The 24,760-nt window shown below is 53.4% G+C and carries 19 protein-coding genes; 7 read left to right on the forward strand and 12 right to left on the reverse strand.

Features of this window, described 5'->3' with window-relative positions:
• Nucleotides 1-97: 97 nt before the first annotated feature.
• From HG66A1_RS04800 to HG66A1_RS04825, 6 genes are all read right to left on the reverse strand, one after another.
• Nucleotides 98-2,713, reverse strand: coding sequence for a DUF1549 and DUF1553 domain-containing protein (locus HG66A1_RS04800; RefSeq protein ID WP_145181102.1), 2,616 nt, complete (start codon nt 2,711-2,713; stop codon nt 98-100).
• Nucleotides 2,714-2,813: 100 nt separating this feature from the next.
• A complete protein-coding gene (locus HG66A1_RS04805) occupies nt 2,814-5,264 on the reverse strand; it encodes a PPC domain-containing protein (protein WP_145181103.1) in 2,451 nt (816 codons plus the stop codon).
• Nucleotides 5,265-5,387: 123 nt separating this feature from the next.
• The gene (locus HG66A1_RS04810) at nt 5,388-6,686 is read right to left on the reverse strand and encodes a DUF1501 domain-containing protein (RefSeq protein ID WP_145181104.1); all 1,299 of its coding nucleotides are present in this window, start codon (nt 6,684-6,686) and stop codon (nt 5,388-5,390) included.
• Nucleotides 6,687-7,112: 426 nt separating this feature from the next.
• The gene (locus HG66A1_RS04815; RefSeq protein WP_145181105.1) at nt 7,113-9,032 is read right to left on the reverse strand and encodes a CRTAC1 family protein; all 1,920 of its coding nucleotides are present in this window, start codon (nt 9,030-9,032) and stop codon (nt 7,113-7,115) included.
• A 38-nt stretch (nt 9,033-9,070) separates the two neighbouring features.
• Nucleotides 9,071-11,911 carry a tetratricopeptide repeat protein gene (locus HG66A1_RS04820; RefSeq protein ID WP_145181106.1) on the reverse strand — a complete coding sequence of 947 codons (2,841 nt, stop codon included), beginning with the start codon at nt 11,909-11,911 and terminating at the stop codon, nt 9,071-9,073.
• A gap of 157 nt (nt 11,912-12,068) precedes the next feature.
• The gene (locus tag HG66A1_RS04825; RefSeq protein WP_145181107.1) at nt 12,069-12,479 is read right to left on the reverse strand and encodes a hypothetical protein; all 411 of its coding nucleotides are present in this window, start codon (nt 12,477-12,479) and stop codon (nt 12,069-12,071) included.
• A gap of 286 nt (nt 12,480-12,765) precedes the next feature.
• Between HG66A1_RS04825 and HG66A1_RS04830 the strand changes: the two genes are divergently transcribed.
• The 6 genes from HG66A1_RS04830 (at nt 12,766) to HG66A1_RS04855 (ending at nt 17,367) form a co-directional block, all read left to right on the forward strand.
• A complete protein-coding gene (locus HG66A1_RS04830; RefSeq protein WP_145037094.1) occupies nt 12,766-13,746 on the forward strand; it encodes a lysophospholipid acyltransferase family protein in 981 nt (326 codons plus the stop codon).
• Between the two features lie 92 nt (nt 13,747-13,838).
• The gene (locus tag HG66A1_RS04835) at nt 13,839-14,159 is read left to right on the forward strand and encodes a Rieske (2Fe-2S) protein (protein ID WP_145037096.1); all 321 of its coding nucleotides are present in this window, start codon (nt 13,839-13,841) and stop codon (nt 14,157-14,159) included.
• 27 nt (nt 14,160-14,186) lie between these two features.
• A complete protein-coding gene (locus HG66A1_RS04840) occupies nt 14,187-14,846 on the forward strand; it encodes an HAD family hydrolase (RefSeq protein WP_145181108.1) in 660 nt (219 codons plus the stop codon).
• A gap of 342 nt (nt 14,847-15,188) precedes the next feature.
• Nucleotides 15,189-15,407, forward strand: a complete 219-nt coding sequence (locus HG66A1_RS04845; RefSeq protein WP_145037101.1) for a hypothetical protein — start codon at nt 15,189-15,191, stop codon at nt 15,405-15,407.
• The gene (locus HG66A1_RS04850) at nt 15,407-15,964 is read left to right on the forward strand and encodes a hypothetical protein (protein WP_145181109.1); all 558 of its coding nucleotides are present in this window, start codon (nt 15,407-15,409) and stop codon (nt 15,962-15,964) included. The genes HG66A1_RS04845 and HG66A1_RS04850 overlap by 1 nt, the downstream gene beginning before the upstream one ends.
• Before the next feature lie 44 nt (nt 15,965-16,008).
• On the forward strand, nt 16,009-17,367 hold the full coding sequence (locus HG66A1_RS04855; protein ID WP_145181110.1) for a glycerate kinase: 1,359 nt from the start codon (nt 16,009-16,011) through the stop codon (nt 17,365-17,367).
• Nucleotides 17,368-17,371: 4 nt separating this feature from the next.
• Here the strand turns inward: HG66A1_RS04855 and HG66A1_RS04860 are convergent, their stop codons facing one another.
• From HG66A1_RS04860 to ispF, 5 genes are all read right to left on the reverse strand, one after another.
• Nucleotides 17,372-18,724 carry an HD-GYP domain-containing protein gene (locus HG66A1_RS04860; protein ID WP_145181111.1) on the reverse strand — a complete coding sequence of 451 codons (1,353 nt, stop codon included), beginning with the start codon at nt 18,722-18,724 and terminating at the stop codon, nt 17,372-17,374.
• 250 nt (nt 18,725-18,974) lie between these two features.
• Nucleotides 18,975-19,595 carry a Holliday junction branch migration protein RuvA gene (gene ruvA / locus HG66A1_RS04865; RefSeq protein ID WP_145037109.1) on the reverse strand — a complete coding sequence of 207 codons (621 nt, stop codon included), beginning with the start codon at nt 19,593-19,595 and terminating at the stop codon, nt 18,975-18,977.
• Nucleotides 19,596-19,630: 35 nt separating this feature from the next.
• On the reverse strand, nt 19,631-20,161 hold the full coding sequence (gene ruvC / locus HG66A1_RS04870; protein WP_232106754.1) for a crossover junction endodeoxyribonuclease RuvC: 531 nt from the start codon (nt 20,159-20,161) through the stop codon (nt 19,631-19,633).
• Nucleotides 20,162-20,203: 42 nt separating this feature from the next.
• Nucleotides 20,204-21,760, reverse strand: a complete 1,557-nt coding sequence (gene cysS / locus HG66A1_RS04875) for a cysteine--tRNA ligase (protein ID WP_145037111.1) — start codon at nt 21,758-21,760, stop codon at nt 20,204-20,206.
• Between the two features lie 44 nt (nt 21,761-21,804).
• Entirely contained in the window at nt 21,805-22,311 is a 507-nt protein-coding gene (gene ispF, locus HG66A1_RS04880; RefSeq protein ID WP_187782032.1) for a 2-C-methyl-D-erythritol 2,4-cyclodiphosphate synthase, read from the reverse strand.
• Between the two features lie 330 nt (nt 22,312-22,641).
• On the opposite strand from ispF, the gene HG66A1_RS04885 reads away from it, so the two are divergent.
• Nucleotides 22,642-23,526, forward strand: coding sequence for a hypothetical protein (locus HG66A1_RS04885; protein WP_145181112.1), 885 nt, complete (start codon nt 22,642-22,644; stop codon nt 23,524-23,526).
• A gap of 84 nt (nt 23,527-23,610) precedes the next feature.
• On the opposite strand, the gene fbaA is transcribed toward HG66A1_RS04885, so the two are convergent.
• Nucleotides 23,611-24,642: a class II fructose-bisphosphate aldolase gene (gene fbaA, locus HG66A1_RS04890; RefSeq protein WP_145037114.1), complete on the reverse strand. Its 1,032-nt coding sequence runs from the start codon at nt 24,640-24,642 to the stop codon at nt 23,611-23,613.
• Nucleotides 24,643-24,760 lie beyond the last annotated feature (118 nt).

Raw genomic sequence — 24,760 nt, forward strand, 5'->3', positions numbered from 1 at the left:
AGATCTGGCGGCACCGGTTTGCAGTAATTAAGTTTTTCATAATTTCAGCCATATAATAAATCGGGCTTAAAGGTCTCAGTCTGGAAGCGGGAGGGGTTTAGTGATTAAAGATGAATTCACGCGAATTCAACAATGACCAGAAAATGTCATTCAACGCGTTCTGTTCGTCTTTTTTGTTTTCATCCAGGACCTGAACCAGGGTGGAGTATTCCTTGTCGGTCGGTTTACGTGTCAGGCAGGAAATATACATTTCATCCACAATTTCCAGTGGCTTCTTGCCGGCTTTGATTCGGGATTCTACAAATTTACCCTGCACGATCTTACTGTTGACGGTATCGCCGTTGAGCAGGTGGAGTGCCTGTGACAGACTGGGTTCCATCCGGACTTCACATGAACAGACAGTGTCACGCTTGGCGCGACCAAAGGTGGTCAGGAAGTAGTTGGTTGTGTTTCCGTCGGCGATCTGCACCGCCCGAGCTCCCAGCGGTAAGCCGCGGAATTTATTGGGGGCACTCGTGACCTGGGAAATGCAGTCCAGCAGAACTTCAGCACGCAGACGACGTGGATGTGCGTGTGAGAAGTTTGTCAGATCGTTTTCATTAGATGGATTGGTCTGTGTGGCAAGCTGGTAAGTTCTCGAAGTACAGATATCGCGAACCAGCTTCTTGAAGTCGTAATTATAATCAGTGAACCGTTTGGCGAGTTCATCCAGCAGTTCCGGGTTAACCGGAGGGTTACTGATGCGGACGTCATCCACTTCATTGATAATGCCTTTACCGAAGAAGTGTGCCCAGACGATGTTACTCAGATTCGTTGCGAAGTAAGGATTTTCATTGGATGCCAGCCAGCTGGCCAGCACGACGCGACGGTCTTTGCCTTTGACTTCAGGCTGTGCACCACCCAGGAATTTGGGCTGCATGACACGGTTGTCGACCATGTGGCGGACTTCGCCGCTGCCCCGGTTGTAAATAATGGATTCGCGGGGGTCTTCACTGCCTTTGCGCCCGACCTGGGAGAAGAAGGCAGCAAAGCTGTAGTAATCATCCATCGTCCAGCGGTCGAAGGGATGATTGTGACACTGGGCACATTGAATCCGCATGCCCATGAATACCTGGGCCACGTTTTCAGCAACTTTGAGAGTGTCACGTTCATTTTCGTAATAGTTGGTCGCAGCATTAGCAAAGGTACCGCCGGTCGAACCGAGCAGTTCCTGCACCATCTTATCGAGGGGCACGTTGCTGGCGATCCGTTCCTGCAGCCAGTTGTAATACAGCAATGCTGACTTGTAACTGATGCGGTTATTGACTGTGCGGATCTGCAAAAGCTCAGACCACTTCATCACCCACATCTCGACAAACTCTTTACGGTTGAGTAACTGGTCAACCAGTTTCTCCCGTTTCTTGGGATCTTTGTCAGCGACGAAAGTGTTGAATTCTTCAATGGTGGGCATCACGCCGCAGATATCGAGGCTGGCACGACGCAGAAATTCTGCATCGGAACAGACTTCAGAGGGGATAACCCGCAGCTTTTTCAGCTTGTTATGAATCAGGGTATCTACATAGTTGTATTCCGGAACATTGGGCCATTCGAAGTCCAGGCCCTTGGGGAGTACTACAAAGTGAGATCCGACGGTGTGTGTGTCGAAGCGGGCCATAATGAAGGCTTCGCCCCGATTGCTTGCGGTGATCTTACCATCTTTGGTAATGGTGGCTGAGTTATCGTTGTTGGATGAGAAGGCTGACAGAGTCGTTACGTCACGGGTCGTACCATCAGAATAGTAGGCCAGAACGGACACCTGCTGTGTGGTGCCTTTCCCGTCCATTACCCCACCTTTGGGATAGATTTCAACCTTATCAACGGTGGGGATTGCGCCCGCGTCGTAAGGAGCACCTGCCTGCAGCCAGCGTAAAGACGCGTTATAATATTCCGAGTCTTTTTCGTAGAGTTTACCACCGGTGTGAGGGACAGCGCCGATGGCTTTTTCAAGCAGCAGGCTTTCCTGAGGCATACTCAGGTTAATTCGACGACCGCTGAGTTCACGGGTTAAACGATGATAGTCTCCCTTGGGGTCAAAGCCGAACAGTGAGAGGCGGAAGCCGTCTTTACCGCGAGCTGCACCGTGGCAACTACCAGTGTTACAGCCCGCCCGCATGAATGTAGGCATAACGTCCAGTGTGAAACTGATGGGACGATCTTCTTTTGCTTTAGTAACCTTGGAGTGCAGCTTGACGCTCGCACCGCCGAAGCTGGCGACTACATCGGTCTCACCATCGCCGGCCGGGTAAATCATATTGTTTTCGATACGCACGATGCCTTCTTGGGCTGGCTTGAACTGAAGTTTCGTAGTGACGTCTTCGGTCAGACCGTTGTCATAAACTGCCTGTCCAATCACCGACTGCCGGTCCCGGCTGGTTGTCAGCTGGATATCCTGAGGATAAACATTCAGTTGAACCATCTTGGGGGCTGGTTTGGGGGGAGCCGGTTTAGGAGCGGCAGGCTGCGCGGGGGCCGGCTTTGGTTCCGCTGGCTTGGTTTCTGCGGGCTTGGCTGCCTCAGCTTTCGGTGCTGGAGCCGGAGTCGGTTTTGCTTCAGCAGGCTTGGGAGGCTCTGCTTTGACCGGTTCCGTTTTGTCTGCAGCAGTTGCGAGAGAGATTCCACCCACCAGGAAGGCCAGGGCAAGAAAACTGCGAGTGATTGTTTGATGACGCCACATAATCGAAAACCTTTTCTGGTCAACAGGACTTAGTTGATCAAGGTGATATAAACATAATTCTCTGAATCTGATTCAGAGTTTGAGCGATTGAAGTTGAAGACTACTTGGTACCTTCTTCCAGTCGTTTTTTAGCCTCGAGACGGAGCTGCTCCAGTCGAGTCAAACGCTTGGGTTCTTCCTTTTTGGGTTCTTCTTTTTTCGCTACAGTTTTGGGTTTCGCCGGTTCGTCTTTCTTCGGAGGAAGCGGCTTGTCAATCCGCAGCTCGGTGCGGCCGGCGGTATGTACGACGGTTTCGCCGTTCACAGGAACTTCGACCTGACAGAACAGGCTCTTATGTCGTCCCTGGGGAGAAGCCGGATCCGTTTTCACTTTGAAGATCAGCTCCTTGCTCTCTTTGTTGAAAGTGATGTCTTCTGTGGTCACTTTCGGAGGCAGACCGACCAGTTTGACTTTGGCATCTCCATCGAAGGGAGTCTTGAGGTCAACCTTACAGATGATCTCAGTCTCTTTACCCTGTTCGACGGCTGTACGTGCCAGATCCAGGTCAACATAGGAATCTGCCACTTCCAGATTTGCCAGCTGTGAGGAAACCCAGGCATTGCCACCCACGTTGGCAGAGCCAATAACGAAGACCTTCCATTTTTTAATCTCGGCTTTGCTGTTAGCGTTGATGGGATAGAAGGCTTCATTTTTGCCCTTGGGGATCGTAACCCGGCTGGAAGCACCCACTCCCGGTGGACGGAAGGGGAATTGCAGGGTGATCGCTTCGTCGAAACCTTCTTTTCGAGTAGCGACAACTTTAAGTTGCAATGAGCCGTTGCGTGCCAGCGGGGCTTTAGGTTCAACGATATCGAGTTTGAAAGGAACTTCCTCGACAACCGCGACTGGTATCTGGGCGACGTCTTTCATCCACAACAGCTGGTTGTTCCGCACGCGAACCAGGTCGGCCCGGTTGGTGAAGACCCCCGAGATATTCTGCTTGGGATCAACATGATGTCCCTTGAGTTCAATGAGTTCTCCTTCAACAGGAGCATCTGCGGCTGCCTCGAATACCACGGGCATTGTTGTCAGATTTGCTGCCATTGGTTCGGCGACTACTTTAACTCCCTTAGGGAAGTTCGAAGAATCGAGAGCGATTTCGCCACCAAAGTTAGAACGGCTGGCACTGATGACTGCTGCAAAGCGGTTGCCCCGGGGGACTACAATCTGCTGTCGCTCTTGGGAGTAACGGGCGTTGCGGGGAATACCCAGTTCAAGACCCGGAGAAACCGGCAACATTTCGATGCGGTAGACAAAATCAGCTCCACCGCGCGAAAGATGGTCCGTAATGGAGATGTAGTAATCTCCATCAGCGGGAAACTTGTAACGGAAGTAACTGTCGGGACCACGTGAGTCGTCGTTGCCGGCAACGCGACCGAATTTGGCGTTATACAGGTTCACAACCGCATCCAGTGGAGAACGGATGCGACGGGCGTAGCATTCGATTTCCAGGGTCTGGTCTTTCTTGCCCTGAAATTTGAAGTAATCGATATCGCCGTCGGTTTCGATGATCCCGTTAAATGCATTGGGCAGTGCTGCGGCAGATGCCGTTTTAAAGTCGTTATTAGGCTCCTGTTCCATGCAGTTACCATGAGGAAACAGGCGGAATACGTTTCCGGAAGGAGCGGTTCCCCCGGCATCGCTGGCGAACAGTTCGAACTCAGCATCGGGCTTATCCGGGAGCTGGAATTCCTGAACCAGGTTATCGACGGTATTGCCTTTGAAGGTGACTTTCTGTTTGGTTCCCAGTTGTCCGCCAGCGGGATAAACGGCTGTCGGACGAGGATAAGTACCGACGTGCAGACGGTAGAATGCAGCACCGTTTCCGCCGTATGAACTGTCACGAACCAGGATCGTGTATTTGCCATCAGCGGGGGCAATTACCGAGACCGCGGCATCATTTCTCAGCAGGGGGAGATCGTCTTCGGCTTTGAGCTCAAAACGTTTTTCGTCCAGGATGGCGATGTAGGGATCGAACAGAGTGGTCGCCAGACGAATACCTTCGATTTCTGCAGAGATGCGATCGCCTTTTTTGGCTGTGACGACATAGTGATCAACGTCTTCATTCTGAACGACACCACTTACGGTGTGGTTCATTTCAATGGGCTGAGGCGTTTCGAATTCGCTGTTAGGTTCTTTTTCGGCGATTTCGGGGAACGGTCCGACCCAGAATGTTTTGTATTCGGAGACACCCGTTTTCGTGCGAACCTGGAAGGTATGCTCACCCAGGGCACAGTCAGGGGCGATTTTGACGATCGCGGTGCAGACGTTCGCGTTTTTGGGATTCGCTTTGATGTCTTTGAATTCGAATCCTTTTTTGTAGGACAGAATTTCGACTGCATCAGAGAGACGGGCACCAATGAAGGTGAGTTCCAACTCGGTACCCCGTTGTCCCCCTCGAGGACGGACATAGTTCAGACTGGGATCTGTGGCCCAGGCGGAGTCTACGAGTAGTACGCTGAGTGCGAGTGTCAAAATGCCGGTGCAGACAGACTTGAAATTCTGCAGCATCACGGTTCCCCCCTTGGAATGTGAATGTTCGAGAATCAGTTTTTATTTCCGCTGGAACGAGAATGTTAGCACGGGTCAGACCCGTGCTAACAGACTGTTCTTTTAATTCCGGTTAGATTGCTCTCAGACGAGCAACTCTTTGACGACTTTGCCGCCATCAACGATTTCGATGGGACGATCGCCGGGAGCCATCAGTTCTTTGTCTGAGACAATCCCCATGCAGTGGTAAATGGTGGAAGCCCAATCCATAACGGACAGTGGTTTGTCTTCCGGTTCACTGGCAATGGCATCAGACGAACCATAAACCTGACCGCCTTTGATACCGCCACCAGCCATGACCAGACTGAATACTTTTGGCCAGTGGTCGCGGCCGGCAGTACCATTGATTTTCGGAGTACGACCAAATTCACTGCAGACGCAGACCAGGGTGCTGTCCAGCAGTCCGCGGTCGTAGAGGTCTGTGATCAGTGTCGAGAATGCCTGGTCGAAGGAAGGCAGATTCCGTTCGATTCCGGTTTGAATCCGGTCGTGCATGTCCCAGCCACCATAGGTCATGGTCACAAAGCGGGCACCTGCTTCAACCAGACGACGGGACAGCAGCATGCGGGCACCAGCCTGGTTTCGGCCGTAGGCGTCACGCACTTTGGCATCTTCTTTGTCGAGGTCGAAGGCTTCCTGTGAAGCTTTCGATGAGACCATGTCGTAGGCCTGCTTGTAAAAGGTATCAACGGCATCCAGAGAGTCTGCTTTTTCTTTGCTAACAAAGTGATCGTTGACAGCGTCCAGCAGAGAGCGACGGCGGGTGAACCGCTTGTCGTCTACACCACCGGGCAGGTTCAGGTCACGCACTTTGAAACCATTGGAGGCGGGGTCAGCTCCGACGCTGAAAGGAGCGAAGGAAGAGCTGAGGTATCCGGTTCCGGCGAATTCGTTCGGCTGATTCGGGATACAGACATACTGAGGCATGCTGTTCCGGGGACCGAACTCGTGGGTGACGACACTTCCCATGCTGGGGAACTGCAGAGCCGGGCTGGGACGATAGCCGGTGAACATATTATGCGTTCCGCGCTCGTGAGCCGCTTCGCCGTGTGACATGGAACGGCAGACGGTCAGCTTATCCATGATTTTGGCAGTCTTGGCCAGTTTCTCATTGAAACGAACGCCTGCGACGTTGGTTTCGATGGAACCCATCGGTCCACGGTATTCAACGGGAGCGTAAGGTTTGGGATCCCAGGTTTCCTGGTGTGCTGCACCACCTGGGAGATAAATGAAGATCACAGATTTGGCTGTGCCTTCCTTGGTCTCATAATATTTTTGTTCTGCCTGAGCGCTTTTAATACGCAGAAACTCAGGTAGAGTCAGCCCGATTCCACCCGCAAAACCAACGTGTAAAAAGTCACGACGTGATTGTTTGAAGCTCATTGGGTCATCTCCATTTCCGAATGGGGGGATAATTTGTGTCCGGTTATTGGCTCACGGGGCCAGAGGCTAAACGCTTGCAACAGGGTATGAGCACTTAATTCTTATCAGGTTGGAATATAGCCAGTTTAACCTGGCGGATGGCTCTGATCGTCACGGAACGAAACAGAGTTTATCATCAGGCGATTCCGACGAAGCATGCTTCTTGTCATGCATCCGCCAGTGGGGGAAGGAAACTTTTTAATCACCCGAATGCGTATTATGCCAAATTCGGTCTCAGTAATTCAAGGACAATTTCAAATTCGCACCTTCTTGTGCACACCTTGATACCCTATATATCAAACAAAGTTGATGCGAAGATGTCAAGGATTTCCATTTGAAATCCGCTAAGTCCAGAAAAATAGGAGCACGGATCAGAGACCTTTGTTGCTATTTGTCAACAAGACCATCCTGTTCAGAAATCTGGTATAATTTGTCCGCTTTGAGATTTTCCAGAGTCGTCACTTTTCCAGACGGCCATTGGATGTTCACGGACTGAATTTCTGTTTCCGTGCCGAGCCCAAACGTAACGGGCAGCTCCGTTTGTGAGATATAGCTCCGGGTGGGCATCAGCAGACGGCTCTGAGTACCTGTCTTCGTTTTAATTCTGACTTCGGCTCCCAGAGCATCATGATTGGAGACAAGCTGGTTCGGTTTCTGGTCTCCAGCGGGCGCACTGGTCAACCGGAAGCGAACCCAGTGATTGCCCGTTGCCTGCTCATTACGGAGCAGGCGTGGCTTATTTCCAGTGGTCATAATGAGCAGATCCAGATCGCCGTCTGCATCGATGTCGGCAAAGGTTGCACCGCGACCGACCAGTGGTTTCACAAAATCGGAACCAACGAGCGCTTCTCCCAGCGGCAGGAATTCCGTGGCGTGTTGTGCTCCGCAGTTCCAGAACAGCTGTGGTGACTGTTCATAATGCTGGCGTTCCTGGACGATGTTGATGTCTTCCTCCAGGTGACCGTTGGCCGAGAATAGATCGAGCCTGCCATCCAGGTCGGCATCGAAGAAGAAGACACCAAACGTGAGTGCCATGCGGGTTTGTGGTCCCAGACCGTTCGAGACCGCTTCGTCAATGAACTGCATCTCTTTTCCGGGGGAAGTGTAGAGGGCCGTCATTTCGTTGGCGAAGTTCCCGATGGCAATGCCGAGGGTTTCGTCATTGCGGAAGGTTGCGATATCGACGCCCATGGCACCACGGGCATTGCCGTCCATATCAAAGGCGACACCCGAGAGTGCAGCGATTTCTTTGAAGGTGCCATCCTGTTGATTGTGAAACAGCAGGTTCTGGACGGTGTCGTTCGTGATCAATACATCCAGGTAACCATCCTGATCAAAATCATAGAAATGCAGGCCCAGAGATTTTGCCAGTGGGACTCCCGTGCCGGGAGAAATGATTTTGAGTCCCGCCTGGTCAGTCTGATCCCGAAAGGTGCCGTTCCCCAGGTTCTCGTAGAGCAGGGGATTTACGCCGTTAAAGTTCTGGGGACGACCATAAGCGCGGATTCCCCCTTTCAGGGTAAAGTTCTGAGCGCGGTCGTAGGCGGGGGTCCAGTCAACGTAGTTGCAGACCAGCAGGTCGAGGTCGCCATCCCGGTCATAGTCAAACCAGCCACAACTGGTGCTCCACAGTTTATCGGGACCGCCGACACCTGCCTGACTCGTCACATCGACAAATCGGTTGCCTTCATTTTTAAACAGATAGTTGGATTCCAGGCAGGAGACGAACAGATCCACCAGGCCATCGTTGTTATAGTCTCCACAGGCGACGCCCATGCCATACATCGAAATATCCAGCCCCATGTCTTCAGTGACATCTTTGAATTTACCTGTGCCATCATTCTGGTAGAGTGCCAGCGATGATGCATCGGGTTTTACTTTCCTCGAAGAGTCGGTCCAGGGCCAGTCGGTAGAACCAACGAGCAGCAGGTCCTGATCGCCGTCGTTATCATAGTCAAAGAAGGCCGCACCGCCCCCCATGGTTTCCGGCAGCAGTTTTTCGCCGGCAGCACCATTGTTGTGGACAAAAGCGATGCCTGCTTCCTCGGTAATGTCTTTAAACGGAATCTTGGGAAGGATGATTTCTTCCACTTCCCGTTTTTCAGGCAGAGAGAGTGGCGTCTCCTTGACCACGGTTTCCGGTTCGTTGAGCCGGTTTACCAGAAAGACGGTACCGCCGATGACCGCCAGGACCAGCATCACGGAGAGTGAATACCAGAAGGCGCGGCCGATCGACTCGTCGTTCTGTTCGGTCTCTTCTTCGAGATTCGGACCAAGTTCCAGATCGGTATTGTTCTGATCTGTCATGGGAAAATCCTTGAGCTGTTTATCAGTCACCGCAGGCGTCAGTCCTTGAGGGCTGTCGCATTCGGTTTGGTTTCAGTCTTACGATGTAACGAGTAAATCACAGGTTGTTCTGCAGCGTGGTTAGCTGCAGGGTACTTCTCACGGGCCTTGCGTTCGGCAAAACCGCGTGCGGTATCGTCCACTTTATACTTCAGGTGCAGCTTACGATGCTCCTCGGACAGTTCCTGTTTTCCCAACTGGTCGTAGATCAGCGACAGGTTGTAGTGCGCTGTCACGTTTTCCGGATCGAGGACCAATGTTTTCTGGAACTGGTCCACCGCCTGATTGAGTAACTGGTCCCGTTGATCCCGATTGGCTTCGGTACGGAACCGTTTGGCCTGATCGAACAGGTTTTGTCCCAGGTCGTTGATGACCACGTAATCTTTGCTGAAATCAAAGCCACGACTGGTGCGTTCTTCGGTCTGGTCTTCCAGGACACTGCGATAGTTCTTCTCGGCTTCCTCCAGGTGTCCCTGTTGCTGGTTCACCTTGCCGCTCAACCAGGCGAGCGTCCACGGCGGGGCGGGGGGATCGGTGAAGGTCGAGGCTTTCTGCAGGGCCTCGACGGCGTCCTGCAGTCGTCCTTCGCGGAAGTAGACCCGCGCCAGGTTCAGAGAACCATCATAGCGGCCCAGTTGATCAACGTGGCTGAACGCCTCGGCGGCCTGACGCAGTTCGGCTTTTCCTTTGAGGAACAGCCCGATGCCATAATCGTTCCAGCGCTGCCATTCCGGGATCTCTACTTTTTTGTTTTCAACTTTCGCTTCCACACCCTCCACGGGGAAGGTAATCGTGTCGGAGGCGATGGTGGTGATGGGCAGCGTATTCACATAAGGTACTCCCGGTTCTTTCCAGGAGAGCTTCTGTCCTTTCTCTTCCAGGGAAGAGGCGACGTACTGCATGTAATGCGTATCGAATTTGCGATACTGCAGTTTCGCTTCGACGGTTACCGGTTCGGTCAGGTCGTCGGGCAGGTTGAGTTCGTAATGCACGGTCTGGCCGGCACCGGGGGGCATCTGATTGTTATACAGGGCCACGAAGATGTCCTGGGCATTACGCCGGTCGATGCGATTGCCTTCTCGGTCAATCACAAACGCATTCACGAAATGCGACCAGGGATCCACGGTGCCATCCGCTTCCTGGGAACCGCTGCGGCCGATAATCCGGTCGCCACTTTTGACGGTGACATCCAGCCAGATTTCGTTGGAGTCGGCTGTTCCCTGGGTGAAGTGGTGGCCGACTTTCAATGTACGCAGCACCGTTTCCAGGAGATACTTGTGCCCCGGTTTCAATGTGGGTACTTCCGGTCGCAGTGGTGCAGTCAGCTTGCCTTCGATACTGCCTTCCTCGCGGATGCCGAAGAAGTCGACGCGGAGGTTGTCTTTCAGGAATTCCTGATGGACGGCCACGGTTTCCTGATCACCCCGCAGGGCGGCGATACCTGTGTTCGCGGCGGGGAACAGGTGGTTGTGCACGCTGAGTTCCTTCGCGCCGTAGAAGTGACGGGCACCGAAGTCGTTCGACTCTTTCGCGGGCATGTGGCACTTGTTGCAGTTTTCCTGTGCCTTGGGGGGATAATAGAAACTCCGCGCTCCATGGCCGGAGACCCCACTCAGCAGGAAGGAATCATAATGGTTCTGTCCGCGCAGGAATTTGTATTGATTGAGTTCCTCGGGCAGATGCACCTTGTGACAGGTACCACAGAATTCGGTCGATTTATGGAAGTCTTTCAGGAAGGTCTTCTTATGGAATTCCGGCTTCGCTTTGACCAGCTGATTGTTGACCCATTGCAGGAACGGATTGTCGCTGTAGGCGAAGGGGTAATGGATCGGTTCTTCGATCGTGTAGTCACTGTTGCCGCGGACACTGTTAACGTGCGTAATCGCATGGCAGGTCGTGCAGGTGATGCCGGCCTGGGCGGTGATGTGATTGATGTCGTCAAAGTTCGGATCATCAAAGGCGCCACTGAAGAACGGAACCGGATCGTGGCAACCCGCACAGAAGCGGGAGGCCTGCAGGTTGCCGTCACGTTCGAATGCGACCTTCCGTGTTTCGCGTACCGAGGCCAGGTAGGTCGGGTTATTAAATGAACTGAAACGGTGAACGCTCTTAGACCAGTCTTTATGAGTATCGGGATGACACTTCTTACAGTAGTCATCCATCATCAGTGCTTTGGAGGGGATGAAGTCCCCCGTGGAGGTGCGGGCCAGGGAGGGGAAGAAGTATTTCTCACCCGATTCCGGTCCGACGACATTCCATTTACGGGGATCGGCGGAATGGAACATCAGCATGCCGATGACCATGGCCGTAATCACTCCCATATAAGACAATCCGGCTTTCCAACGAATCTTGGGACCTACCAGCCGGTGTAACCAGTAGAGCCAGAGCGCAAATATGGGAGCGATCACGTGGCACCAATACGTGATGGATCGGGCAGTGGGATTCTTTAAATCAAAGGAACCGATACGTAGCAGCAGCAGTCCGGAAATCAGTACCAGGCAGGAGATAATAAACAGGCCGTACCCCACGCGTACCGCGCGGCGGTTGAGCCGATTTTTTGTGTTATAAATGTGAACAATGCCGAACAGAATGAATGGCGCCAGGAGCAGCAGCCCCAGAATCAGGTGCGCCAGAAACATGTACTGATAGAACCAGTTTTCCAGAGTCTCGCCACTCAGCCAGTCATAGGTAGTGATACTGACCAGGTAGATCGAGTTCGCCCCTAACAGCGCAACCAGGAAAAATAACAGATATAAAACTTTGCGCAACTTTGGTCCGACGGCACGGCGGACGATGCGACGGGGCCGTGATTCATTCACGGACGTATCAGTGGTAGCCATGGTTAAAAGAAATCCTGCACAAACTGTCTGTGAGGGGAATCGGCTGAGTTTAGAATTCCAGCAGCGCGCAGTCGCGAGTCTGTTGTATCAGACGCGGAGCGGCGCAAGCAGATTCCCTGAAACACAACAGAGACATTGTCCCTGTGACGATCGCGTTTCAGACAGCAGAAGTGCGGGGAGGACGATCAATGCGCGTGCGGCAGGCATTCGTGTAGTGCCGATTCTGACCCAAAATGGCAGCGGTCAGCGGCGCTCCTGATTTCAGCTCAACCCGGGCGAAGGCACAGGCGGGCTTTGAGACCGTTAACACGATAACTGGTGATTCAGGAGCCGGATCGGGCAGATGGTTCTGGCACTCGGGACCGGAGCAGGGCTGCTGGGCCGGCACAGGCTGGGCATGCGTCAGCTGATCGGTATCTACCTTAGCTGGTTCCGGAGAGCCTGCATGATGTAGATAATCGCCGCAGGTCGCGTGGGCAGACGAGAGCGAGGTCAGCGTCAATACGTAGACCGCCCCTGCTGTCAGCAGGTAACGCAAAACGGATTGCCAGTGAAATCGATCAGACATGTCACACACGAAATGTACGGTGAAGCGATACTTACAGGTAGAACCTGAGCCCCGATACAGAGCTCTCTCCTTATATATTACTGCGGCATCCACTTAAATCCGAGTAAAAATCGGAGAAGTTATCGGAATCAAGCCGGTTTTTTACTGCTCCCGTATGCCTGTTCAGGCCCTGGATCCTCAATTGGGGGTTGACGAATTTTTGTATTCCGAAGACACTTTCCCCGCTTTGTGCCCGAGTGGGGGCTCAGTCTGGCCAAAGAAGCAGGAAGCGAAAAGGGATACGGACATGATTAATTGGCGCATGATGCGATACCGACTGGAATATCTGGTATTTCAGACCCTGGTCTGTGTGGTTCGATCATTACCGCTCAGGGAGTCGGTGAAACTGGCTAAAGGGCTGGCGTTTGTCATCCACCGTTGTCTGCCGCGTAAGATGACCCGGTATCATGTCGCTGCTGAAAACCTGCGGACTGCCTTTGGTGAAGAACTTTCAGAAAAAGAAATCGACGAGACGATCTATCAGATGTGGACGCATCTGTTTCGTATGATCGTCGAGATTATTCAACTACCTCGCAAACTGCACCGGGGTAATATCTTTGATGTACTCGACTTCGATTATCCCCCCGAACTGATTACCGCCCTCTGTTCCGGGCGACCGGTGATTCTGCTCAGTGGTCATTATGGTAACTGGGAGATTGCAGTCTCGGTATTCGGTCTGTTTGGCTTTCCCATGGGTGTTGTGGCACGGGAACTGGATAATCCTTACCTGAATAAATGGTTCGCGCAGTTCCGTCAGCACACCGGCCACAGGGCGATGGCGAAAAGTGGTGGTTACGATGACATGGTCGCCACGATCGAACGACGGGGCCATTTGGCGCTGCTGGGCGATCAGGATGCCGGCAAGCGGGGACTGTTTGTGAACTTCTTTGGCAAACCGGCTTCGACATTCAAGTCGATTGCCCTGCTGGCACTCGAGTACCGGGCCTATATCTGTGTGGGTTATGCCCGCCGTTTGCCTGATGACTTCGAACAGAATCAGTGGATCAAATTTGAGATGGGTTGTGAAGAGTTGATCGACGCTACCAAATGTGTCTCCAAAGACCCGGTTGGCGAACTTACGCAACAGTTTACCTCGTCGCTGGAAAAGGCAATCCGCAAATCACCCGAACAGTATTTCTGGGTCCATCGCCGCTGGAAGAGTCAGCCACGTGTGCGTGAGAAAAAGAAACGCCAGGCAGAGCCGATTGCGGAAAAAAGAGCCGCCTGAATTGATTCCCGCCCGCGTCTCCACTACAACCTGATTGAGGAAGAGCCGGCGTCAGTGAACCCGGAAACGCGAATATCAGTCTGGAGTGATGAATGGGAAACAAAGTGCGGATCGCCGATGTAGATCAGGTTCCGGAAGGGACCGCTGCCGAGTTTGTGGCGGAAGATCGCATTATCGCCCTGTTCCACGTTGATGATCAATATTATGCAATGGACGGTGTCTGTCCCCACGCGGGGGGACCACTGGGTGAGGGCGCTTTGACGGGCACGGTGGTGACCTGTCCCTGGCATGGCTGGCAATTCGATGTGACTACCGGCCAGCATTGCCTGAATGAGCGGCTCTGCCATCCGACTTATCCTGTGACTGTTGAAGCAGACGGAATTTATGTTGAGCTGCCAGACGCAAATCCCTGATTATTTATTGAGTCTCGAAACAGCGATATGAAGTATCAAGCGGTTATTTTTGATTGCGACGGTGTACTGGTCGACAGCGAAACCCTGGGAAACCGGGTACTGGCGGAGATGATTACCGACATTGGTTTTCCGCTGTCTCCTGAAGATGCGGTGCAGCAGTTCAAGGGGGGCAAGCTCGCGGATTGCCTAGCGGTGGTCGAATCACAAATGGGACAGAAGCTACCGGCAGATTTTGCCACTCAGGTAAGGGCACAAATGGCGGTGGTATTTCAGTCCGAGCTCCAGCCGATCCTGGGAGTTCGAGAAGCGTTGGAAGCGATTCCCGTACAGAAGTGCGTCGCTTCAAACGGTCCCGAAGAAAAAATGGCACTCACGCTCAAAATCACCGATCTGGCCCGCTTCTTTGACGGCCGGATTTATTCGGCTTATACGGTGGGAGTCTGGAAACCCGAACCGGACCTTTACCTGTATGCAGCTTCCCAGATGGGCGTCCGTCCGGAAGACTGTGTGGTCATTGAAGACAGTCATCTGGGAGTCCAGGCAGCGGTCGCAGCGGGCATCCCGGTACTGGGTTATGCCGACCATAGTTCACCTGCCGAACTCGAAGCATTGGGAGCACAAACCTTCCGATCCATGCAGGAACTGCCGGAGTTGCTTGGGTTTACTGCCCCACATTCCGGCAACTGAACGCTGGTCGTTGATTTTCGCTCGGCAATCTTTGCTGTTTCAATATTCTACAGGCGGTCTCAATGCGCGAAAATCGCCGATCGTCTGGTAATTCTTACATTGCCGATTTCAAATTAGAGAAACTGGCGAGATCTTACAGCCGCTATTTTCAGAAAAAACTGAACTTTTTCTTTCAAGAAGCCAAATTGCTGAAGCCGATAAATACTATGAGGTCGGGTCAAACCCGGTCTCTTGTTTGTTCAGCTCAATGGTTTTGATGATTGTCTGCGGGGTGTTTCCCCTGCCCGAGAGCGGAGTCTGTCGGTCAATTCATCAGCGAGTTCGAAATAGGAAGGATCCGCCATGCAACATCGGCTTCGTATATTCACGGGTGAAGAAGATACTCTCGATCAGGCAGAAAGCCTGGTGAATGTTCGCTTTGGTGAAATTGCTGACGCTCTGGCTGAGGCAGTCTATTACCGCCGCACCTGGGTCTCTGATTTCTCAGAAGACGAAGTGAAAATTCCCGCAGATCTCTATGCAATTCTGACTGCATACAGTCATCTCCGTCCGGGCGCCTGATGGTCTCCCGACCTCTTTCCCAAAAGTTTCTGATCAGTGCGCTGGTGGTCTCAGGACTCTATCTGATCATTCTGGGAGCCCAGCGTTTTTATGAGCATTATCAGGTAAGGCAGATTGCGCTTGAGTTTGTGTCCGCCCTGGAAACAGGCAACCAGGCACGAATTCGCGCTCTGCTGACCCCTGATAAAGCCGATCTGGCCGACCAGCTCAAACAGGAATCTCAGGACAGCACGGCCCCGCTGGATTGTCGGGTACTGGATGTGAAAATCGAGGGTGGTGCAGCCCAGGTTCGCATTCAGATTCAAAAAGAGGGCTATGCCATCAAGCCTGACATTCATCTCTTAAAAAGTCAGACCGGAGTCTGGAAAGTCGCCTCCATCTCACAGGCAAAAGTCGACCCGCTCTGGTATGATCAGGAAAACCGGAAGTACCGGGAGGAACTGATCAAAGAGGGGGTTCCGCCTCAGGAAGTTCAAGGACGCGTGCTGGCAAAGGAACTGGCTCGTGCCCTGGATACGAGTGTGGAAGACCCTGCTCAAGATTCGGCCACTCCCTGAAAATACAATAAGCTTGCCCGCCTGTTTACCCTGATGAGGTAGCCATGTCTGAGATGACCTCTCTCGCCAAACGTGCTCTGCAGATCTGGAAGAGCGGTGTCCGGGCCGTTGATTCCCAGTGCCTGGTCCGCCAGGCGATCCAGGTTTCGGACCAGGAACTCTCGATCTGTGGTCATAACTTTCCACTCGCAGGACACGAAAATCTGGTTGTCGTGGGAGCCGGTAAAGCGGGGTCCGGGATGGCGGCCGGAGTCGAAGCAGCTCTGGCCGGCTCTCCTCTGCTGGAACGTTGTCGCGGCTGGGTGAATGTTCCCGCTGACTGTGTCAGAAAACTCAGCAAAATCAATCTCTATCCCGCACGCCCTGCCAGTCTGAATGAGCCTACGCCGGAAGGCGTCTATGGATCGCGGCAGATTCTGAAAATGATCTCTCAGCTTCAACCGGATGATCTCTGCCTGGTGTTAATCTCGGGGGGCGGCAGTGCATTGTTGCCCGCTCCACTTCCGCCGGTGACACTGGAAGACAAACAGGCCGTCACGCGGCTGCTGATGTCGTCTGGAGCTACGATTCAGGAACTCAACTGTGTCCGCAAACAGATCTCCCAGGTGAAAGGAGGCCGTCTGGCGCAGGCTGCCACCTCCGGGACGGTGATCGCACTGATTATCTCTGATGTCGTGGGAGATCCGCTGGATATCATTGCCTCGGGACCGACTGTAACAGACCCTGCAACCCCGGAAGAAGCGATCTGGGTTCTGGAACATTATGCCACGGATCTGAACCTGGTTCCGAAGTCGGTCTGGCAGGTATTACGCGCGAACGAGGATGAACCCGAAGCGCGCAGGGCACAGCCACAGGCAAACGTCATCAACCAAATAATCGGCAGCAATGCGACTGCCCTGTCGGCTGCTGAGAACGCGGCCCGTAGTCTGGGTTATGAAGTCTACTCGCTGGGTTCGACGAATGAAGGGGTTGCTTCAGAAGTGGGTATCGATCTGGCCGAACTCTGTCTGAAGATTCGCAGTGGTCAGGGACCGGTAACGCGGCCTGCCTGTATTTTGAGTGGCGGTGAGCCAGTGGTCGATCTTTCCTCCACTCCGCGTCCCGGTAAAGGGGGACGCAATCAGGAAGTCGTTCTGGCTGCACTTCAAAGGCTCTGGGAAGAAGATTTGACAGACGTCTGTCTGCTTTCAGGGGGCACCGATGGTGAAGATGGTCCGACCGATGCGGCCGGTGGAATCATTGATGCCCGTACCCAAAAGAAGGCGCAGGAGCTAGGGATGAACGTCGACGACTATCTGCAGACGCACAATGCCTATCCCTGCCTGTCGCAAATCGGGGGCTTGATCAAGACCGGAGCGACACAGACCAACGTCATGGATTTACGGGTCGCACTCATCGGTTAAGGAGTTACACCGGCTGGCAAATGATACCTGCCTCAGAAGTTTCCGCAGCAGGCTGCAGATCATTCCGGGAGAGAGCACGCACGACGGTGAGATCATCGTGTGCCAGCAGATTGAGAATCGTCTCATTGTTGCTACCATCCAGCAGCTTGACGATCGGTGTGCCGTAGTGCTGTCGATTGGTACGTATCACCTGGGCCCGTTGACCGTTATTCAACTCGACCAGTGATCCGACCGGATAGAGTGAAATGGACTGCAGTAAAGCGCGAACTGCCTGGACGTCAAGTTTGCCGTGGGCGGCGTCGAAAATCAGCTGTTCCGCAGCCTGGTAGGGCAGTAACCCTGGAGACAGTGCATGGTCCGAAACGAGATTGATGTATTCATCGGCAACGGCGGCAATTTTGGACAGAGGATGAATCTGATTCCCCTGCTGCCCGCGCGGATAACCCGATCCATCACAGCGTTCGTGAATCTGGTAAGCCACCATCCGGGAGACCATCGGAATTTCATGCAGCTGATTGAGCAGGTCGTAGGTGAGAATCGGATGTTTTTTCACTTCCAGTCGTTCGAGCTGGCTGGCAGGCTCGTGGCTCAGCGAAGTGCAGGCTGTGATTTTCTGCATGCCCACATCATGTAACAGGCAGCCGATGGAGAGCTGCGATAATGTATCGCGGTCCAGTCCCAACTGTGTGCCCATCGCCAGGGCCAGGCTCGACATCTGCAAGCCGTGTCTGCAGAGATTTCCATCCTCTACAGGTGCCGTCCCTTCCAGCACAAACAGGTCCAGATCATCAGACAGTTGTGCGAGAGAAACATCAGTCATGTTATTGAGCTGTGACATGCTGACACTGGTTGTGATCAGCAGCTGTTTGTAGATCTCCCCGGTCGCTTTGGTCAGTACTCGGAATTGTTCGTGGTATTTCGATTGCAGGGCAGGGACGTAGTCCGTGGTTTGAACCGGACTGACCTGGTGCAGGAAAGAACTGGTCTGAATCTGCCAGGGGGATCCTGCCTGTCGGGTTTCAGGCGCCTGACGCTTTCTGCTGGAAACGCTGGTGCGCAGTTGAGTCCGTCGGCGTTTGAGTCTTCGCGCCGACCCTGGTTCTGACTGCTGGCTTTCCCCTTCGGGAAGCATCAGATTGGACAGGTCCCGTTCGTGGACCCGCACGCTGCGGATACCACGCTTTTTCAGGCTTTCAATATATGCCTGAGTGATTTTCTTACCGCGGGCCAGCAGCAGGATGTTTTTTTCGGCTTCCGCCTCATAAATGGGAGCCTGCAGGGTAACCCCGATACGCAGGCGGTCAATATCCAGCGCGGTGTAAGGACTGTTTTTCTTGTCAGCAGCTTTTGAAACCATAGGATTGAGACGCTGTTCTGATGCTTTCAGGTCAGGGGGGCTACGATCACAGTCGTGGCATGCGGAATGGCTGTCTGCGCATTCCTCCCCGTAGGGTCGCTAGCTTCATCAAAGCTATGTCAGGCGCAGCGAAGGACAAACGGGAAGATGCGAACAGGTACCAGATGCAGGCAGTTCGGCGTCAAAGATGAGGACTGTAGCAGTTGCAACGATTGATCAGCGGCGTTGAAACGACACTGAGGGCCCGATTTCAGTTGCGTTCCTGCTGGTAGAGTGCGGTGAGGAACTCCTCGATGCTTTTGAACTTCTGGCCATCCTCGGCCATGGTCTCTACCTTGTCGCGGGCTTCGTTTGCGGAATATCCCAGACTGAGTAGCGCCTCGTAGGCTTCGCCGAAGACATCGGTCTGTGCTTCATCGGCAGGGAATTCCTTGGCGACAATCAGGGCAAACTTGGCCATCTTGCGGCGGAGCTTGGCGACGATCCGTTCTGCCACCGCGGGGCCGATGCCGGGGAGTGTCGTGAGTTGCTTGATGTCTTTTTCTTCGATCGCGGTGGCGACCTCTTTCACGGGACGCACCATGGCCCTTAGCGTTTTCTTGACGCCCACGCCATCCACCGAGCAGACCAGTTCAAAGAACTCCCGCTCCGCATGGCTCATGAAACCGATCATCCGCGGAGTCAGTCGCCCTTTCTGCGGGTTCCCCTCGATGTATTCGATGGTTTTGAGACTGACCTCTTTACCGATCAGAGGTTGCAGCTGACGACGGACAAACTCGGGGATAAACACTTCATAGTCAAAGGCCCCCACCGAGATGATCGCCTCGGTCAGACTCAGTTCGCTCAATTGGCCACGGATATTTGTAATCATGGGAATGCTGTTCTCAGGGGATAAGAGTGTTTAATTCAGAAGCAGGCCACACGAATCGTATGGTAGTGACACAGCGCTGCTGCGAAGGCATCGGCGACGTCGTTCGGTTCCAGGATGGTTTTTAATCCGAGTTCGTTTTTGATCGCATGCTGCATCTGTTCTTTCGATGCACGGCCACTGCCCGTAATCAGGCGTTTGATCTGCGTGGGAGTGTAATGCACCACGGGGACGCCGGCGTCGTGGGCGGCAAACAGGATAGCGCCGCGCGCATGCGCCATGATGATCGAACTTTTGGGAAATTTGGGAGTCGTAAACACCTGCTCGATGACCATCACGTCAGGGCGATACTCGGCAATCACTTCCCGGATTCCCGAGGCAATTTCATGCACCCGCGCCGCGAGGTTCATCTCCTGGTTCGAACGGATGATGCCTCCCTCGCACAGCACCGGACCCCGGGCCGACTGTTCCAGCAGGGCGTAACCCGTGCGGTTCAGGCCCGGGTCAATTCCCAGATACCGTGTGGCAGGTGTCAACTCTTCATCATCCATTGTCGAGTTTGCCTTCATATGTGCTCAAACGACTCCGTTCGAAACAGGTGCCCGGCGGAATTACCCCCGCCGCCACAAACTGCCTTCGGGACGGTCTTCCACAGTGATCTGGCAGGCAGCCAGTCCATCGCGGATTTTGTCGGCAATGTCCCAATTCTTGTTGGTGCGGGCATCCTTGCGGATATCGATGATCAGCTCCATCAACTGGTTGACCAGACCATCGTCGGCTCCCTGTTCTTTCACGGGGGCTTTGCGGAAGACGCCCAGCAGATTGGAGAGCTCTTTCAACAGGCAGGCACCTGTTTTGAGAGCGGCAACCATCTGCTCGTTATCTTTGCCGGGACCGTCCAGTTTCTGTTCGTGGATCAACGCGTTTAATGCGGAACGCAGTTCAAACAGGACGCCGATTGCACCGCTGGTGTTGAAATCGTCGTCCATCGCTTCCCAGAACCGCTGGCGGAGTTCAGCCAGCTGCTGGAAGTATTCGCCCGGCTCCCCTTCCAGCGTGACAGATTCGTCCCGCTTCTGGGCAGTTGCCAGGTCATAGAAGCTTTCGCCAGTGATTCGCTCAAATGTTTCAAAGAACCGATAAAAGCCTTCCATGCCCTTGCCGGTTTCACTGATGTTTTCATCGCTGAAGGCAATCGGGCTGCGGTAATGCGTGGAGAGCAGGAACAGACGCACGATTTCGGGGGGATGCACCGCGAACAGTTCTTTCACGGAAGCGGCTCCCTTGGAACCGGAGAGCTTATCGGCTTCCTGTGCCTGCTGATCGACGACCACGTCTCCGTGACGATCGTGCTGACCACCGACTTTGCCGGCTGCATCGCTGGCCTGCATCAGACCATTGTGCACCCAGTAACGCACGTACGTCTTACCGGTGCAGCATTCGGACTGGGCTCGTTCGTTTTCATGATGGGGAAACATCAGGTCCAGACCGCCGCCATGAATGTCGAAAGAATCACCCAGCAGTTTGCGGCTCATCGCGGAACATTCGATGTGCCAGCCGGGGCGACCGGGACCCCAGGGGCTGTCCCACGCCGGTTCACCCGGACGCGATTTCTTCCACAGAGCGAAGTCAGCCGGATTCTTTTTCTTGTCGTTGGCTTCCACACGGGTGCCGGCAATCATCTCTTCGATCTTCCGACCACTCAGGCATCCGTAGTTGTTGTCTGACTCCGCTGAAAAATAGACATCGCCGTCCAGCGGGTAAGCGTTCCCCTGGTCGATCAGCGTCTGGATGATTTCCAGCATCGCGTCGATGTAGTCGGTTGCTTTGGGGAAATCGGTGATGGTATCAATGCCCATTGTTTCCAGGTTATCGAAGTAATCCTGGGTCATCTCGGCCGCCAGCTTTTCAACCGAAATGTTCTTTTCGGCTGCCCGATTGATCAGCTTGTCATCAATGTCCGTGATGTTGTTGACGAACTTGACTTCATAACCGTTGTACTTCAGGTAACGGGCGATGGTGTCGATGATCACCGGGCCGACCATGTGACCGATGTGCGAATGCTTGTAAACCGTGGGGCCGCAGAGATAAATGCCGACCTTCCCTGGTTTGATCGTCTGGAAATCTTCTTTTTTGCGACTCAGCGTGTTGTAAATTCTTAGCGTCATATTCCTGGATACCTGAATTTCTTCCTGTTCTCAAAAAACGAGTTCTAACGTCGCAGCAGAACGACAGCGTCGGCGGTCATTGCTTCCTGTCTTCCGACCGGTCCGACCCGTTCTCCCGTTTTGGCTTTAATGTTGACCTGTTGTGTGTCGAGCTGCAGTGTCTCTGCAACCGACTGGCGTATTTGTGGCTTATAGCTGGCTAGTTTAGGACGTTCCGCCGAAATTGTGCAATCCAGGTTTATGATTTGCCAGCCGGCCTGCTGAACTTCTGCAAAGGCAGCCTGCAACAGTTTCCGGGAATCGGCGCCTTTCCACTGGGGATCGGTATTGGGGAACATCTCGCCGATATCCCCCAGACCGGCTGCTCCCAACAGGGCATCGGTGATTGCATGCAGCAGAACATCCGCATCACTGTGTCCAACCAGACCCAGTTCAAAATCAATTTCCACCCCTCCCAGGATCAGCGGATATTCCGCCTGCAGACGATGACAGTCCTGGCCATAACCGACACGCAGGTCGGGCAGCTGTTCCTTAAGAGATTGAGTAGCCATGAGTTTTGTTCGCAGTTCTGGTTAGAAATCGAACCGGTTTCACCAAATAAACTGTTCGGTTGAATATCGTTTTCGGTTCGAGGCGTGAAAGCACGCAGATCATAGCTGGAGCTGTCAAACAAGGCAATATGAGCCGGTGCTGAGAAAGACTTCCTGCTGTATTGTCCCTAGGAAAAAAACGTTTTTCGTCATCTGAGCAGCCACAGACAGCATTCTCCAATTTCAAATTGACATAAATCCTGAATAGTAATAGACTCCCCATCCCTTCCCGTCCATCGGACAACAGCATCTCTGCGTTCTTCGCTCTCAACCAGATCTCTGACCCTTTCCATGAAGTTAGTATCCCTTAAATTCTGTTTACTGTTTCTCACACTGGCCTGGCTGGCTCTGTTGATTACCGGCTGCGCGCTGATGCGTGAAGGGGCCGTACTGGGATTGGGTAAGTATACGGAAACGAACACCGTCAACAAGCTCCCATCCATACCCGTCTCACAGGACGCGATGCAGGTGGAAATTGTGTTCGTCGAACGTCCGGTGACCGATCCGCTGCTCGGGTCTGCCCTCTGGAACGAAGTCGATGAAATCGGTGCGATTCAACTGACCGACCAGGAAAAACTGAACCAGAACGGTTTGCGGGTCGGCCACGTAAGCTCGGTGCCTCCGATGGCACTGCAGACGCTCTTGGGATTGAAATCACATTTCGGCGGTATCAAGAAGGAAGAAGAATCGCTGCTGCTCTCCGGTAGACGGCTGATGCTGCGATCCGGGGTACCCACTGATATTCAGACCAGCGAGCTGTTTGACAAGTGCACGCTGAATCTGATCACAGACGACGATGAAGAGCCCCTCGAGGTCAAAGAATTCGAACAGGCCCGCTGTGTGTTCCGCGTCAAAGCACATAAAATGCAGGATGGCTGGGCCCGGTTGGAGTTTACACCCGAGGTCCACTACGGTGCGCAACAGCTCAGGCGCACCGCTACCAATATTGGCTGGCAGCTGGAAAACCGACAGAATACCAGCCCACTCTATAATCAGAAGTTCGAAGTCACACTGAATGTCGGCGAAATGGCCATCATTACTGCCACCGACGATGTTCCCGCCAACTCAGCCGGCCGACTCTTCTTCCGTGGCGAAGGATCAAAGGAAGACATCCAGAAAATCCTCGTAGTCCGCCTGGCCAACATGTCCAAAATGGATGTGACCCGCTCTAAATAACTTCTGCGGCGATAAAAAAAGTGAGCTGCCCCGCCTGGAGACAGCTCACTTGATATCAGCATTTTACGCTTTCGGCTTGTAGGATTAGACCTTGCCGAAGATCGTTTTGCCTGAGGAGTAGAGGTCGTCGCAGGCTTCGCCCATACGTTCGACAACACCCATTTCGGCAGCTTTCAGGTAGCTACGTGGATCGTAGACTTTCTTGTTACCGACTTCGCCGTCGATCTTCAGCACACCATCGTAGTTCTTCATGATGTGATCAACGACAGGACGGGTGAAGGCGTACTGGGTGTCGGTGTCGATGTTCATTTTCACAACGCCGTATTCCAGAGTTTCACGCAGCTGGTCTTCGGGAGTTCCTGAACCGCCGTGGAATACGAGGTCGAATTCGGCTTCTTTGCCGTACTTCGCCATGACAGCTTCCTGACCGGCTTTCAGAATTTCCGGACGCAGTTTGACAGCACCCGGTTTGTAGCTGCCATGTACGTTACCAAAGGTGGCAGCGAACATGTAACGACCCAGACCGTTCAGAGCTTCGTATACGGCAACCATGTCTTCGGGAGTCGTGTAGAGCTTGTCGGCGGGCTGATCGGAGTTATCGACGCCGTCTTCTTCACCACCAACAACACCCGCTTCCACTTCCAGAATGATTTCATTCTCGGCACACAGTTTCAGCAGGTCGACTGACAGTTCCAGGTTTTCTTTTAAGGGCAGTTCTGAAGCGTCCAGCATGTGAGACTGGAACAGGTTCGGCAGGCCAGCTTCCCGGCGACGGGCGGTTTCTGCGATCAGCGGCTTCAGGAAGGAATCGACCTTGCCGGGCTGACAGTGGTCGGTATGCAATGCGATCAGCACATCGTATTTTTCTGCCAGACGATGCGTGGCCTCTGCCAGAATGATTGCACCCAGAACCGCATCCTTCGGGTCCAGACCGGAAGCGAACTGGCCACCACCGGTGGAGACCTGAATAATTCCGTCTGATTTTTTATCGGCAAATGCTTTGAGGGCTCCGTTGATGGTCGGCAGTGAAGTCACGTTCATCGCGGGATAGGCATAGCTGCCCTCTTGAGCGGCATCCAGCATCGCGGCGTATTGAGCTGGGGTGGCAATCGGCATTGGTTTGTTCCTGTTCAGTAAAAAGTTGAAAATATGATAATTCTGAATGCATCCGGTCAGGCCGAAGTCGCCCTCAGCTTGACCCTGATCAGTCTGTAACGCTCTCCCGGAATTAGCG

The organism is Gimesia chilikensis (assembly GCF_007744075.1).
Lineage (GTDB): Bacteria > Planctomycetota > Planctomycetia > Planctomycetales > Planctomycetaceae > Gimesia > Gimesia chilikensis_A.